Genomic DNA, 13,603 nt, shown 5'->3' with positions numbered 1-13,603 from the left:
ACCTTATGAGTTCCGCATGACATCGGCGGCGATCTGCGGAAGCTGAGCGCGGTTCAGCGTTGACACTGGTCGCGACGCACCATCCTTATTGCAGCGCACTGACGTGCGGCGCCGTATGGCGTTTCCTCCCTAGACTTCGGGCTGCTCCTTCGGGGGTGGCCTTCTTTCTTTGATCCCGCCTCAGCAGTCGTCGCATCAACGTTGGCCTAGCGCCGTGCTAGGTCGCGTCCGTCGCTCCGGCTGAACGCCGAACGGCACAGGGCCGAACCACGTCGTCACGGGATCCGGCCCCCCTGCTACCGCCTGCTGCAATCCACTTTTCTTGAAACGCAAATCAGCCTAGGCGCAGCGGCGGGTAGAACGCCGCTTCGCATCGGATTGCGACGCGATACTGAAGGGCGCTCCGACGCCGTAAGAGTGAGGCCACGGATGCTCCAATTACGTCCGGTTGGCATGTCCGTCCTCATCAGTGGTCAGGCGACGCATTCCACGACGAGGAAAGGAAATTTAGATTTAATGCAAGACTCAAAGCTTCCCCAGATGTAAGCCTTACCCTGGCTTACATCGATCACAGCAAGCCGATCCTTCTCAATATTCATGCCGCCATTTTCGACAAGCCTCTTCGCAAAATCTAATGCGCCCTCTGGTGTCTGTACAAAAAATATTGACCCGTTGGAGCTAATTTGCTCCATTCGCCTGCCTCGCCGGATTTCTTTTACCGCTATACTCTGTCTTGATTTGTATGCCTTAATGTCAGACCGGTTTATCTCGCAATGCACAATAAGAATTGACATAATAAAGATCTGATTATTCTAGCTGATATAGTTTACTAAGGATAACTTGGAAAGCGAAGCGGTAATCTGATAACTTGCCTGAAGGCGATTTTGAAGATCGAGAAGCTTGGTGGCGACCTCCTCCGTTGGTGCCTGCTCGATACCGTCAAGAGTATTCTGGAGCGTGTTCTGGGTCGCTGTGTTCGTTGTAGCTGCGTTCGACAAGCGAGTTGAAGCAAGGCTGAGTTCCGTCACCGTATCTTGCACGCTCGGGCTCGTATCGGTGGACGACAAGAGTGTTTGCGCACGGCTGCTGACGGCATTGTAGATCGCAGTCGCATTCGTATCAGATGAACTTGGCATGCCGAGCGCGACGGTCGCAAGACCCGCAAGCACATTAGCGATCGGAGTCTCATTCGCTCTCACCCCAGTCTGGACGGTGCTTGTCGCGCTAACCTGCACGGACTGGGTGCTACGCGGATCAGAATTTCCATCCTCGCCCTGATACCAAATTACTGTGTCGGTTGCCTTGCCTGGCGTGTAGCTCGGTTCACCGTTCGCATCAGTGGTGACGCGCAGGGGAGCCGTACCGGCTGCGACAGTGGCACCTGATGCAGAGAAGAAATTCGTCGCAGCGCGAGCCGTGGCGCTGGCAGTGAGTGTACTGCTGGCCGCTGACTTGAGAGCATTGTTGAGCGTAGCCGATAAGTTCGTTGCGGTGGCGCTGGCGTCGCCGCCAATAGCGAAGCTCGTAGTTGAGTTGGTATCTGCGGCCGCAGCAGCCGTAAGTGTGAGCGTCGTCGAGGTACCATCGGGCAGGTTCAGAGTTAACGTCATGTTGTCGCCGACGGCGGGCTGGGTGGCGACATTGACAGTAAAGGAGGCCGGACTGCCTGACGCTGCCGGCGTGTAGGTCGTTGTGAGTGCGGATCCCGTAGTTGTTGGTGCGCCGGCTAGCGCGAAGCCAAACGCCGGTGTCGACCGAGCACTCGTGTCCTCGGTGATGCCGACCTGAGTGGTGCTCAGCGTCGTCCCGGTGGGTGTTGTGCCACCTGGTGATGTCTGCGTCAGGCGACCGTTACTCCCTGCGCCGAGATCAGCGGTAACTTGTTCAGAAACTACGGTTTTTAGGCCAGCAAGTGTATTACCGCTGCTGTCAGTCGTGCCGTTTAGGATTTTGTCGGCGTCTACGACTGGCTGCGTGGAGGTATTGCTGCCACCGAACAGATAGCTCCCGCCGGCCGATTGATTGAGTGCGTCTAAGGCTGCCTCTAGATTGTTCTGCGCGAGCGTTTTGCTCGCAGTTGAATTTACTGCTGTACTCTGCGAGCCATTCTCAAGAGTGGTTTGCGTGCTGCTGCCAAGGGTTGCCACCTGTGTTAGACTGGTGACTGCGACTTGAGTGCGTGTCTGGGCCGCAGTGATGCCGGCTGCATAGCCGGTGAGCGCACTCAAAGTAGACTGTGCCGAGAGCGCTGTCGACCGGCCGGTTCCGAGACCACCATAAGTCTGCGCGGTTAGCCCGGTTGATAGCTGCGTCGACAGTGTATTAAGCTGGTTTTTCAACGCAAGCAGCTGCGTAGTGTTACGGGTGGTCGTGTAGCTGCCAGCTGCGAAGGGCGTGATTGTTGTCATGGTCAGATCTGCAGCAGTTGGTTGAGCATGTCGCGAGCGGCGGTCAGCACTCTTGCGTTGGCGCCGTAGGCGGTCTGCAAGGCAACGAGGTTCGACATCTCCTCATCAATGCTGACACCCGCCCCTGATGAAAACCGACTCTGTGCCGTTGAGAGAGCGGTCTGTTGGGTATTGTCCAGCGATGATGCTGTGGTGGCGGCCGATCCTTGTGCTGAGATGACGTCCTGCGCGAAACCTACCACGGTGGCGCTGTAGGGCGCAGAGACGCCACCGATGCCGCTCGACGACGAGAACGTCTGCTGCGTGGATGTCAGCGCCGTAAAGAGTGATTGCGCGCGCGAGCCCGACGCGGTCGAGTCGGTGGCACTCGACGCTGTCAGTGCGGATGTGTTCGCCTTGAGCGCGGTGTTGATCGTGATGCGCTGAGCAAACCCGGTGAGCTGTGAGCCGCTGTCTTGGGAGCCTGTATAGAGTGCGTTGCTAGATCCATCGGTGAACAGGGCGAGCTGCGGGTAGCCAGAGGAAAAATTACTCGATGACGTAGGGACGGTTATGTTGGCGCTCGCCGATGCGACAGTAGAGCCCCCAGAGCCCGTGATCGTGATCGTCGCGCTGGTACCACTAGCCGCGAGTGTGGGCACATTCTTGTACCCTGCAGCGGTTGCTCGCGTGCTGAGCGCCGTCAAGGCCGCTTGAAGCGCGCTCGCGTAGTTCGAGGGACCGCCGGAAATATCGAAGGTCTGTGCGAGCCCGCTGGAGTCATCGGTCTGGCTTGGATCAACGGCCGCAGTCGCGGTGTTCGAAGCGACGAGCGTGACGTTGCGCACTGACCCATCGGCAGCGGTAACCGGAACGGTGATGCTATTTCCGGCCTGAATACCGGTAAGGTCGATGGTGGCCGCTCCATTCGTCACTGTGCCGCTGACGGTCTTATCGGTTAGCGCACTGGCTAGCCCAGCAGCCAAGTCGTCGAGTTGCCGTTGGGCCTGCGGCAGCACGTTGTCACGCAGATCTAGCTCAGCGGCGAGACTTCCCGATTTGAGTATCCCCGACGTTCCAAGGTCGATTTTGGCGCCACCTGGTGTCGTAGCCGTGATAGTGCCCACTGAACGAGGGTCGGCCGAAGAGGATGAATTTGCATTCAGCGTACCGCGCCCATCAAAGCTTAGGCTGGCCGCGCTACCGCGATCAACCAACATGATACCTGACTGAGTTGTAACCGAGACCGATCCGTCGCTTTGAGCGGAGGTCTGGACGTCCATGTAGCTCGACAGGCTGTTGATCGCTTGATCGCGCTGGTCTTGTAGATCGGCCAAGGATGCGCTGTCTGTCGTATTCTGGATCTTGGTATTCAGGCTGGCAATGTTGGAGAGGAGGGTGCTGGCAGACGACGTATCGGTGCCTAGCTGCGCTTCGATACCTGTACGAAGGTCTTGTACGCTTGATGCAATGCTATTGATTTGGCTAGCGAGCGTTGAAGCATTGCCTAGTACGGTAGACCGAGCAGCAGAAGATGTTGGGTTGGCGGAAAGTTCCTGAAGAGACTCCGTAAAGGTGTTTAGCGTCCCATCAAGGGCCGTTGAGCTGCCCGGCGTTCCGTAGAGCGCATCAAGCTGTGCGACGATCGTTGACTTGGTGCTAGTGTAGGAGGCTCCTGCCGTCTCCTGTCGCAGTTGCTTGAGCGCCGCGGCATCAAAGATACGCGTGACCGACCCGTTAGCAACGCCTGAGCTGTTGGTGCCGGTGGCAACTGACGAAAGTGTCCGCTTGACGTAGCCAACTGTACCGGCGTTGGCCACGTTCTGCGAGACGACGTTAATCGCTGCCTGCGTAGCCGCGAGCCCAGCCGTCGCGGTGGAAAGCGCGTTCAGCGACATCTCACGGCCTCCATGGCTCCAACTACATCCTCACTCAGCGGATCACGTTGAGCAGATCAGACATCATCGTCTGCGCCGTCGACATGACGCGAGTATTCGCAGAGTAGGCTTGCTGAGTTACAATCATTTTCGAGAACTCAGTCGCAATGTCCGCGTTTGATCCTTCAACACTAGATCCGGTTATCGTACTGCCATTGAGACCGGACAAGGGCGATCCCGAGTCGGCCGTCTGCAGATAATTACCGTTTGAGTCAGCTTGTAAGCCGTCAGGATTAGCGAACTGAGCAATTCCGACCTTAGCTAGAGCTACCACTGAGCCATTCGAGAACGTTCCGTTGATCTTGCCATCGCTTCCTACTGCGACACTCGTAAGAGTGCCGGAACTATTGCCATTCTGGCTAAGGGCGTTCGTCGTAGCAGCCCCGGTACTATCAGCGTACTGAGTGAGCCCGCCAGAAATATCCAATTTGAGGCTAGGAAACGTATAATCACCAATGGCTACATTGCTCAATGTTGCCGACCCCCCGGTAGGAGAGGTGAGTGCGCCGGTTGAGTCAAATGTAAAATCTGGACCCGTCTTGGTCCAATTAGCGGTACTGGTTGTGCTGCTATTATAATATAAATTCCAAGTGGCTTGGCCGCCGCCTGCGCTTCCGCTTGTTGTCTGTACCCAACGCGTGTTGATCGTGAGGGGTGCGCCAGTCGCCGTGTAAGCCGTAAGCGAGGGGCCTACGATGCTGTTTGCTGGATCAGCTGTCGAGTCTACTGTTGGTGTCGCAGGTAGATTAGCTGCATAGGTGATCGTCGTTGTGGCTTGAGCTGGAAGTGAAACGTTTCCAAGCTTGATTAGGCCTGTACTAGTTGTTTGACCAGTCGCTGGATCAAGATTGGTACCGGTCAGGTACCCTCCTGCTCCATTGACTAAGTACCCGTCTTTATCTTGCGAGAAATCGCCACGACGTGTATAGGCGGTTGTGCCACTGAATGTTGAGGCTCCGTTGGCGTCGCCCGTCTTCTGCACTACCGTGAAAAAACCTGATCCCGTGATCGCCATATTAGTCGGGGTGCTTGTCGATGTAACACTCCCAGCGATCGTGTTTGTAAGCTGTGATTGGGCAATAACAGATCCAGAAACCTCTTTGCTTGGCGTCGTTTGAGACATGAGGTCGACGAAGCTTGTGTCAATACCTTTATATCCAACCGTCTGAGAGTTGGCGATATTTCCGGAAATGTTGCTGATAGCGTAGGATTGAGCTTTCAGACCTGATACTGAGGTCTGAAGGGCAGAGAAGAGATCCATGGCAGCACTCGGCTAAGGTCCGTCCAGCGCGCCGCAAAACCTGAGCCAGGGAAAAACCCAATATCTGCAATAGCATATGCGGTCGCTATTAGGGCTACCAGCTGTCAACTAGGAAAAATATTCCGAGTCTCGGCATTCTTTGCTCGGCGCCATGCACCATGAAACGGCCGAAACCGGCGCCTGAGGAGGGGGCGACTACCTATGGGTTCAGTTCATAATTGATTTGTGTTGTAACGGATTTCCAGCTGCGATCTCGTGCAGCATTGTTTCATGTCGTATCATTTCCTCGCCAATTAATAGCGCGGCATCATATTCTTCGTTCTGCATATGGAAGTGCATTTCTGCAATGTATCTGCCAAATGTTTTAGTAACACTCATGAGCTGGTTTGATAAAACAATAAAATGAGTTTCGTGAGTGAGACGGTCATTATCATCGCGCATTCGGCGAACCATGACGCAGATGCACTTGCAGCATGTGTCGGCAGCGGGCTCATTGACGAGAGCTGCATAGCACTCCGTAACAAGGTCCCGGCCAACTTTTTCGTCGTCCATAATTATTGATCCAACTATCGACGGGCGGAAAGACCTAATGCGGCTTGGTTAATGCATTGCAAACAAAAAAGGCCGGGGTATCCCCCGGCCGATCAGTTCGCTAGCTTGCCACGGATTACCGGAGGAGCTGCAGGACACCCTGCTGAGCTGTGTTAGCCAGAGACAGGGCGGAGATGCCCAGAGACTGGCGGGTCGACAGCGCCTGCGAATTCGCAGCAGCTTCGTTCATGTCTGCGTTCACTAGGTTCGACGAGCCGGTATCCAAGATGTTGATTAGATTGTTGCTGAAGCTCTGACGGTTCTGCACCACCGAAAGGTTTGAACCGAGGGTCGAGGCATCGGTGCGCAGCTGGCTAGAAGCAGTCGTCAGAGTGTTCAGGGTCGTGTTGATGTCAGCGTTGAGCAGGAAGTTACCCTGACCAACCCCACCTGCTACCGAACTGGTCTGGATGGCACTCAACTTGAGACCAGCCGAAGTTTCATCGGTCGCGCTGACCGTCAGGTTGGAGTTACCCTTTGGGTTGAAATTGATCGTCAGGTTATTGTTGCTACCCTTGCCGGCGATTAGGTTCGTACCATTGAAGCTGGAGTCTTGTGCGAGCTGATCGATCTGGGTCAACAGGCTGTTGTACTGCTGCGCAAGGGTCGCACGAGCGGAAACACCCGACACACTCAGATCTGAGCTTTGAGCGACGGAGGCAACTGTGGTGCCAGAAGTTCCATACGTCGTGCCAGCCGTTGAATTGCCCGCAAACCCAAGCGCCGTCTGATCGGTCGAAGTCTTGAATTCGACGTCAGACTGGGCGTTCATTACGATCTTGGTGCCATCGGTGCTCTTGGTGAAGCTGCCGGCGCCAACCGAAGCATTAAGGGCGGAGATGGTTTGATCGATCGTGTTCCCTGATGCGAGGCTCACGGATGTGGCGGAGCCATTGACATACAGGTTCACCGTGGTGGCTCCAGTCGGAGCCGTGTAGGCGCTCGAAGCAGTGCCAGTGGTGGTGATCTGAGTGGACAGCGCTTGGTTGGCGATCGACTTAGCCTGACTGACCAAGCTCTGGATCGAGGTAATGCCCTGGTTGGCTGCCTGGATCGCCTGAATTCCGTTGGAGATGCCGTCAAGCAGGCTCGACAGATCACCTGACCGCTGGGTCAGCGACTGAGCCGTGAAAAAGCTGACCGGGTTGTCGAGGGCCGAATTGACCTTCTTGCCGGTGGACAGCTGGTTCTGAATGGTCGAGGTCTCAGAGGCGGTGTTCTGGAGAGCCAGCAGGCTCTGACGGGTCGCAGCAGTGAGGGTGATGCCGGAAGACATATGAGATGATCCTTTTTGAGCTAGAACCCACTTTTCGTGGTTACATCAGTATGTGCCTCAGGCCTTGATGCCTTCTTAAAATGACGATTGCCCCAAAAGGATTTTCGACAGATTGTTAACAAATCATCGCTACGGATCAGCAAACTCAAAAAGGGTTATGCCATGCCTCTGCGTCTCACCATCAAGCCACAAGAGCGACTGATCATTAATGGCGCTATACTTCGCAATGGTGGCAGTCATACTATCAGTCTTATCGTAGAGACACAGTGTCAATTTCTGCGCGAGAGCGAACTCATCAATGAAAGTGAGGCTGATACACCTTGCAAGAAGATTTGTTTGACACTCCAGGTTCTTCATCTTTCGGAAGATCCGACTGAAGTTACAAATTTGTTCTTTGCCCAGGCAGTCGAGGTAATGAGGCTTCTGCCTAGTTCGGCGCCGTTTTTGTTGCAAATTCAAGAGCATCTTGCTGCTGAGCAAACTTACGCCGCAATAAAGGTTGGTAAGCAGCTGATGTATCATGAGCGCGACATGCTTGGCAGCCGTAAAAGCTCAAGCGCAGCATAAATCTGAATGTCGGTTTGGCAGCACCCTCATCTTATGAGGGGCGCTAACACCGCCAACGAATTGATAGATATCCATTGGGGTGAAAGCCCGATCGACGCTGGTTGAGCTCCTCTGGTTTCAGAGGATCTCGCTCTAACGGCGATCTTCAGGCTAGCTATCCAGGTGCAGCCTACACTCGGTCTTCAACGAGCCATCGGCACCACATAGCCCTGAAAGCGTCCGCGACATCGGCGGCGAGGCCACGATGGTCCATGAGCGGGCTTGCCTCCATGCGCTCTCGCAACCCGGCTCGGATCTCTCGCAGGCGACCACGATCTTGAGCCAGATCCCGGGCGATCGCCACGTAGGCATCCGGATCATCAGCGATTAAATCCGGCATTCCAAGCGCCGTAAGGACGGCGACGCCGGTTCGTGCTGCTGCGTGTCGTCCCCGCAGGGTAATGAATGGGACGCCCATCATCAGTGTGTCGAAACTAGTCGTGCCACCGTTGTATGGGTATGGATCGAGCGCGACGTCCGCGTGGTAGTACAACTCGTGGTATGGTCCATGAAGGCGCGGATGAAGAATAACGCGGTCAAGCGGTAACCCAGCTCCGCGGAGGCGCGCCTCTACCGCGGCACGGATCTCCGGCGCCGCGACGTCCGCAGCTACCATGAAAAGGCGAGCGTCCGGGACGGCGTCCAAGATCCGCGCCCACGTTGCCAATGTCCTATCGGCAACTTTGGTGAGGCGGTTGAAACAGCCGAAGGTAACGTAGCCATTGTCCTCGAACGGCGCACACGCCCGAACAGGGGGCAAAGCGCTGGGTGATGCACAGCTCGCCGATATACGTGGCAAGCGCCAGAGCCGCTCTGTGTGCAGGGCTTCGGCGAAGCCGATCGGATCGATGTCGGCGTCCGTGAGACGGTAATCGATTGCGTCGAGCCCAGTGGTTCCAGGGTGGCCGATCCAAGTGACTTGCACCGGCGCGGGCTTGCGTGCGAACACGAGAAGCCGATGCCCGGCACTATGACCAGACAAATCCACCAGAATATCGACGGCATCCGCTTCGATGCAGTCAGCGGCTTCGTCGTCGTCAAGACCGGAGATGTTTTGCCAGCTATCGAAGAGGGTGCGAAGTCGCGTTGACGCATCGTCCTCCCGTGCGCGCGTCATGTAGGCCAGTGTCGTGAAGGCGGACCGATCAAACTCCTTCAGGAATGGCTCCAGAAAGCGGATCACAGCATGGTTGCAGAGGTCCGCCGAAACGAAGCCGACGCGCAGCCGGCGGCCCGGGTCACGGTTGTTGGCGAATGGGCGCTGGCGCAGAATGGGAGCCGCAAAGCGCTGGCCGAAGGCCTTCGCGTCGGCGGCATAGCTTTCGGGTGTCACGTCGTCCGCATAGAGCTTAGCGAACAGGCTGTTGGAGGCGGTGAACACGTTGCTCGGATTGATCGCCAACGCACGATCGAACGCGGCGATCGCCCCAGTGAGATGGCCTAGGCTTAAGAGTACGCTGCCACGGTTGCTGTGCGCCCCGGCATCGTTCGGGTCGAGGGCGATCGCGCGCTCCGCGTGTCTCAAGGCCTCTCCATGCCGAAAATCACCTTGATACACGCCAGCGAGGTTGGCGTGGGCGCTCGCTAAGTCAGGGTCGAGTTCCAGTGCCTTCTCAAGTGCGGAGATGGCTCCGACGGCATCGCCTCGGATCGCAAGGAGGCTTCCCAAGCCGCTGAAAAAGAGCGCGTTGGCTGGCTCGCGATAAATCGCGATGCTCATCAAATCGTAGGCAAGGTCGAGGCGGTTCGTATGGGCAGCGATCGCCCCAGCGAGGTAGGTTGCGCGCGTATGGGTGTTATCGAAGAAGATCACCAGATCGAGAAGCACCTCCGCCTCGCGAAAAGCTTTTGCGGCATAGTGTGTCTGAGCCACGCCGAACACGTGCTCGACAAAAGTTTCGTTTAGCTGTTGCGTCGCCGTTCCAAAATCCTGTGTAAGATATCGCTCAAGGATAGCACGGGCTTCGGGCACCCGCTCAGCGCCTATCAGAGCTGTGGCTAGGGTGAGCCAATACGCTGGCCGATCCGATGCCCCCCTGAGCGCCGCGACGAAATGGCTGACCGCTTCGCCCGGCATGCTGTCCGAGGCAAGCCGTCCAAGTTCGTAATGAGCCTCTGGATGGTCCGGTACGACTTGCAGGAGGCGTCGTAAGCTTTCACGAGCTTGGTCAAGCTGTCCAGAAGCGCGGCGCTTGAGGGCTTCGGCGTATATTCGTTGGGGCGTGCTCGACTTGCGGATACGATTACCACCGTGCCTGCTATGTTGGTTGAGCATTGTGCGTCCTCTTGTGAGACGCTTAATAATTTTTGGTTAATGTTGTGTGAAGGTGATCTGAAGTGCCAATCATCCTCAAAAAACGAGGTCAATTTAGAATTTTACTTTAGTATATGTAAGACATGCACCGAAGAACGCTAAAAGTTTGCATAAATAAGCGTGATTTAAGCGCTCTTACGATGATGTGATTATTACAGGCATGCATTGGTAATTCTGCAGATAGTGCCATACGTGATGAAATCCATCACAGAAAGCCACTCCCTGAATGCCCTTTGAAGGCGTTGGCCCGCCGGATGTACCCGACCACCGTCCGCGGATCCCGGTGGCCGCTCTGGTCCATGATCCGGGCGAGATCGGCCCCGCGCTCGGCCGCTGTGGTGATGTAGCCGGCCCGCAGGCTATGTGCCCCGAACGTCGCGGCATCGAGACCGGCAGCGGTGCAATAGCGCTTGATGATGTCGGCGACGGCCTGCGTCGTGAGGCGAGGTGCGGAATAATCCGCACCTTGGCGGACGTTCCCCGACCGCGATACCGGCCGAAAAACCGGCCCGTTGGCGATGCCAGCCGCGTCCAGCCATTCGCGCACGAGGGCGACGGGGCGGATGAACCTGCCGTGCGGGATGGCCTTCTCGAACCCTCTACCCTCTTGGTCGACCTTAGATCGGCGAACCATGACGCGCAGGCCCTCGGGATCCTCGCGCAGATCCTCGACATCAAGCGCGACCAATTCAGACCGGCGGAAAGCGCCCGCGAACCCGAGCGCCAGCAACGCGCGATCCCGCTTGCCCGTCAGGGTGTCGGGGGTCCGCATCAGGAGCGCCGCTAGGACATCGGCGGTCGCGGCAGCCTTCTGCGTCGGGGCGACGCCGACTTTGCGCCGGGCACCCTGCATCGCGGCCCGCACACCTTCGTCATCGGTCGGGTCCGCGGCGCCGGCCAGCTTATGGGCGTACCGGATTGCGGCCAGCCGCCGGCCGAGAGTGGATGCAGCTCGCCTCGCTTCCGCCTCCGAGACGATGAACGCGGCCACGGCCTCGGGACTCGCCGGCAGGGATCGGAAGCTGAATTGGGCGCACCACTCCTGAAACACCCTGGCGTCGGACGTGTAGGCCCGCACGGTCGCATCCGCTTTGCTGGCGCGCTGATAGGCGCGTACGATCGCGGCGGCTTCGGCTGGTAGGTTGTTTCCATGATCGGAAAGAACCTCTGTCGGAAGGTTGTCCGGCTCAGGCATGCGCCGCTGTCTTCCTGGGACAAGTTGATCCGACACTTAGCGATGACGCTTCTGTGCGGCCGGCATCCGTCAGGCCCGCCGAGCCGCCGCCCTTCACGGCGCGGCGGGTGACGAGGCCTCGACGCTCAAGGCTTGCCAGGATCCGAGACGGGTTGAAGTCGCCTTCCGTCAGCCAAAAGGGTGTCGTGCGCCGGGCCCGCGGTCCAGGACGCGAGCGTGTTATTGATCGAGTGAGATAGAGATACCGACGCGCCAATTCTTCGCCGGCATCGGCCCGCGCCTGGAGGGCGACGGTCTGCGCGGCGCTGGCCTCTTTCTGTCTGCGGTGGCTGTCCTGCATCTCGGGCGAGAGGGCATACGCTCGATCCACAATCGTCCAGACAAAGAACAAGCCTTCGGCCCGGCCGTGCTCTGCCTCAAGAGCCGCAAGCGCGCGCAGCATCAGGCGTTGGCTGGTGCCTAGGCCCCGCGACACGCTGGGCCCCCTATAAGTGTCGGAACAACTTTGCGCCCGCGTCTCACGGCTCATTCCGCCCCATCTGCACGGCCAACTCAAGCCGCCAGCCGGTCGGCAGGGTGTGGCCCCGCATCCCGGCCCGCGCCTCGACGGCGTTGAGCACCCGTTGCCAGTGCTCCGGGGCGAGCTGCCACGGGGCGCACGTCAGGCCGAGATTGTGGACGGCGGTCGACACGGCATCCCGCAGCGGTTCGAACGCTTCGGCGGGTGAAGATAGCAGAGGCTTCATTTCATCACGCCTCTTTCGTCCCGGTTTGCCGTAACTTTCGAGAATGACGCTTATCGAAAGTTCTACCACAGCGTAGGTGCGCAGTCACGCGATTGCGTATGCACATAGTCACATAATCACAGAGGCGGGGTCGGGCCTGATTTCGTGGCGCCGCCGACACGGGTCGAGGCGAACGCGCATGCTCGCGCGATTGCGTGCTTGTGCGGCTGCATAGTCATGTGACCACGTAGCTGCATGCGCATCCTATCCCTCGCCAGTCAGAAGGGCGGCAGCGGCAAGAGCACCCTTGCCGGCTCGCTCGCCGTCGCGGCCCGTCAGGCCGGAGAACGCGTCGTGGTGGTTGACCTCGACCCGCAGGGCTCGCTCGCCGAATGGGGGAAGCAGCGCGAAGCCAAGGATATCGTGTTCCGCGAGGTCGAGCCGGGCGCCCTGGTCCGTTGGGTCGCCGAGACCCGGAAGGTGGCTGCGGTGTCCCTGGTCATCATCGACACGGCCGGCACGTTCGGCCCTGAGGTCGATGCCGCACTGAAGCAGTCCGACTTCATCCTCGTGCCGGTCCGCCCATCGGCCCTCGACCTGCGCGCGGCCCGGCCGACCGTCGATCGCATCGAGGCACTGAAGCGCCGGTTCGGCTTCGTCCTGAACGCCACGAACCCGGTCACGCAGGGTCGGACCGCCGACGCCCTCGCGGCCCTGGAGGCTGGTGGCATCGTCGCCCCACCGGTGGCCGACCGGACCGACTTCCGGGATGCGGCCGCGTCGGGGCTCGGCGTGACCGAGATCAACCCGACCGGGAAGGCGGCCACCGAGATCGTCGCCCTGTGGGAATGGACCAAGGCCCAGATGGAGAGCGCCGCGTGAGCAAGCCCCCGGTTCCGAAGCTCTCGCAGCAAGGTATCTTCGGCAAGGCACATAATCACGCGACTACGCAGACACCTGATGATGCACCTGCGCAGCTGCGTGACGATGAGATCCCAGGCGGGAAGGGACAGGGTAGGGCGGCCCGAGGCACGCGCGAGGGAGACGCCCACCGCAGCCTCTATGCCAAGCCCGAGACGTTCGACCTGATCCGCAGGCTGGCGTTCGAGAAGAACACCACCGCGCAGGCGCTCTACCGCGAGGGGCTGCTGCTCATGCTGCAGAAGCACGGTCAGGCACCAGGGCGGGACCCCGAGGACATCTAAGCGCGCAGTCACGTGATCACATAGCCATGTGATTGCCTGATCACGCAGCTATGTATCTGCGTACCAGCCGCGGATGCGGTCGGGATGTGCGCGAGCCGGGCGAGCC

The 13,603-nt window shown here is 58.4% G+C and carries 12 protein-coding genes; 3 read left to right on the top strand and 9 right to left on the bottom strand.

From position 1 onward, the window contains the following. Positions 1–812: 812 nt before the first annotated feature. The 5 genes from MKK88_RS05625 to MKK88_RS05605 form a co-directional block, all read right to left on the bottom strand. The gene (locus tag MKK88_RS05625) at positions 813–2,408 is read right to left on the bottom strand and encodes a flagellin (protein WP_243997712.1); all 1,596 of its coding nucleotides are present in this window, start codon (positions 2,406–2,408) and stop codon (positions 813–815) included. A 2-nt stretch (positions 2,409–2,410) separates the two neighbouring features. Further along, positions 2,411–4,285: a flagellar hook-associated protein FlgK gene (flgK, locus tag MKK88_RS05620; protein WP_243997710.1), complete on the bottom strand. Its 1,875-nt coding sequence runs from the start codon at positions 4,283–4,285 to the stop codon at positions 2,411–2,413. A gap of 34 nt (positions 4,286–4,319) precedes the next feature. Continuing rightward, positions 4,320–5,585: a flagellar hook protein FlgE gene (locus MKK88_RS05615; protein ID WP_243997709.1), complete on the bottom strand. Its 1,266-nt coding sequence runs from the start codon at positions 5,583–5,585 to the stop codon at positions 4,320–4,322. A gap of 207 nt (positions 5,586–5,792) precedes the next feature. Next, a complete protein-coding gene (locus MKK88_RS05610) occupies positions 5,793–6,137 on the bottom strand; it encodes a hypothetical protein (RefSeq protein ID WP_243997708.1) in 345 nt (114 codons plus the stop codon). Between the two features lie 115 nt (positions 6,138–6,252). Beyond that, a complete protein-coding gene (locus tag MKK88_RS05605; RefSeq protein ID WP_243997706.1) occupies positions 6,253–7,452 on the bottom strand; it encodes a flagellin in 1,200 nt (399 codons plus the stop codon). 162 nt (positions 7,453–7,614) lie between these two features. On the opposite strand from MKK88_RS05605, the gene MKK88_RS05600 reads away from it, so the two are divergent. Then, positions 7,615–8,019, top strand: coding sequence for a flagellar biosynthesis repressor FlbT (locus MKK88_RS05600; protein WP_243997704.1), 405 nt, complete (start codon positions 7,615–7,617; stop codon positions 8,017–8,019). A gap of 169 nt (positions 8,020–8,188) precedes the next feature. Here the strand turns inward: MKK88_RS05600 and MKK88_RS05595 are convergent, their stop codons facing one another. The 4 genes from MKK88_RS05595 to MKK88_RS05580 form a co-directional block, all read right to left on the bottom strand. Then, complete coding sequence (locus MKK88_RS05595; protein ID WP_243997702.1) at positions 8,189–10,333, bottom strand: tetratricopeptide repeat protein; 2,145 nt, start codon at positions 10,331–10,333, stop codon at positions 8,189–8,191. A gap of 244 nt (positions 10,334–10,577) precedes the next feature. Further along, positions 10,578–11,567 carry a site-specific integrase gene (locus tag MKK88_RS05590; protein ID WP_243997700.1) on the bottom strand — a complete coding sequence of 330 codons (990 nt, stop codon included), beginning with the start codon at positions 11,565–11,567 and terminating at the stop codon, positions 10,578–10,580. Beyond that, positions 11,560–12,009 carry a hypothetical protein gene (locus MKK88_RS05585; RefSeq protein WP_243997698.1) on the bottom strand — a complete coding sequence of 150 codons (450 nt, stop codon included), beginning with the start codon at positions 12,007–12,009 and terminating at the stop codon, positions 11,560–11,562. Before MKK88_RS05585 ends, MKK88_RS05590 begins: the two co-directional genes overlap by 8 nt. 76 nt (positions 12,010–12,085) lie before the next feature. Then, a complete protein-coding gene (locus tag MKK88_RS05580; RefSeq protein WP_243997696.1) occupies positions 12,086–12,313 on the bottom strand; it encodes a hypothetical protein in 228 nt (75 codons plus the stop codon). A gap of 234 nt (positions 12,314–12,547) precedes the next feature. Here MKK88_RS05580 and MKK88_RS05575 point away from each other — a divergent pair, with 234 nt between their 5' ends. Together MKK88_RS05575 and MKK88_RS05570 are read left to right on the top strand one after the other, a co-directional pair. After that, positions 12,548–13,174 carry a ParA family protein gene (locus tag MKK88_RS05575; protein WP_243997695.1) on the top strand — a complete coding sequence of 209 codons (627 nt, stop codon included), beginning with the start codon at positions 12,548–12,550 and terminating at the stop codon, positions 13,172–13,174. Next, entirely contained in the window at positions 13,171–13,497 is a 327-nt protein-coding gene (locus MKK88_RS05570) for a hypothetical protein (RefSeq protein ID WP_243997692.1), read from the top strand. The genes MKK88_RS05575 and MKK88_RS05570 overlap by 4 nt, the downstream gene beginning before the upstream one ends. Positions 13,498–13,603 lie beyond the last annotated feature (106 nt).

The organism is Methylobacterium sp. E-005 (assembly GCF_022829725.1).
Lineage (GTDB): Bacteria > Pseudomonadota > Alphaproteobacteria > Rhizobiales > Beijerinckiaceae > Methylobacterium.
This window is presented reverse-complemented; position numbering and strand designations above follow the sequence as displayed.

What these genes read in the sequence shown, in the direction of transcription:
- flgK (WP_243997710.1), bottom strand. Translation starts at nt 4,285, where the DNA reads ATGTCGCTGAACGCGCTTTCCACCGCGACGGCTGGGCTCGCGGCTACG.
- MKK88_RS05575 (WP_243997695.1), top strand. Translation starts at nt 12,548, where the DNA reads ATGCGCATCCTATCCCTCGCCAGTCAGAAGGGCGGCAGCGGCAAGAGC.
- MKK88_RS05625 (WP_243997712.1), bottom strand. Translation starts at nt 2,408, where the DNA reads ATGACAACAATCACGCCCTTCGCAGCTGGCAGCTACACGACCACCCGT.
- MKK88_RS05595 (WP_243997702.1), bottom strand. Translation starts at nt 10,333, where the DNA reads ATGCTCAACCAACATAGCAGGCACGGTGGTAATCGTATCCGCAAGTCG.
- MKK88_RS05585 (WP_243997698.1), bottom strand. Translation starts at nt 12,009, where the DNA reads ATGCTGCGCGCGCTTGCGGCTCTTGAGGCAGAGCACGGCCGGGCCGAA.
- MKK88_RS05610 (WP_243997708.1), bottom strand. Translation starts at nt 6,137, where the DNA reads ATGGACGACGAAAAAGTTGGCCGGGACCTTGTTACGGAGTGCTATGCA.
- MKK88_RS05615 (WP_243997709.1), bottom strand. Translation starts at nt 5,585, where the DNA reads ATGGATCTCTTCTCTGCCCTTCAGACCTCAGTATCAGGTCTGAAAGCT.
- MKK88_RS05600 (WP_243997704.1), top strand. Translation starts at nt 7,615, where the DNA reads ATGCCTCTGCGTCTCACCATCAAGCCACAAGAGCGACTGATCATTAAT.
- MKK88_RS05590 (WP_243997700.1), bottom strand. Translation starts at nt 11,567, where the DNA reads ATGCCTGAGCCGGACAACCTTCCGACAGAGGTTCTTTCCGATCATGGA.
- MKK88_RS05605 (WP_243997706.1), bottom strand. Translation starts at nt 7,452, where the DNA reads ATGTCTTCCGGCATCACCCTCACTGCTGCGACCCGTCAGAGCCTGCTG.
- MKK88_RS05580 (WP_243997696.1), bottom strand. Translation starts at nt 12,313, where the DNA reads ATGAAGCCTCTGCTATCTTCACCCGCCGAAGCGTTCGAACCGCTGCGG.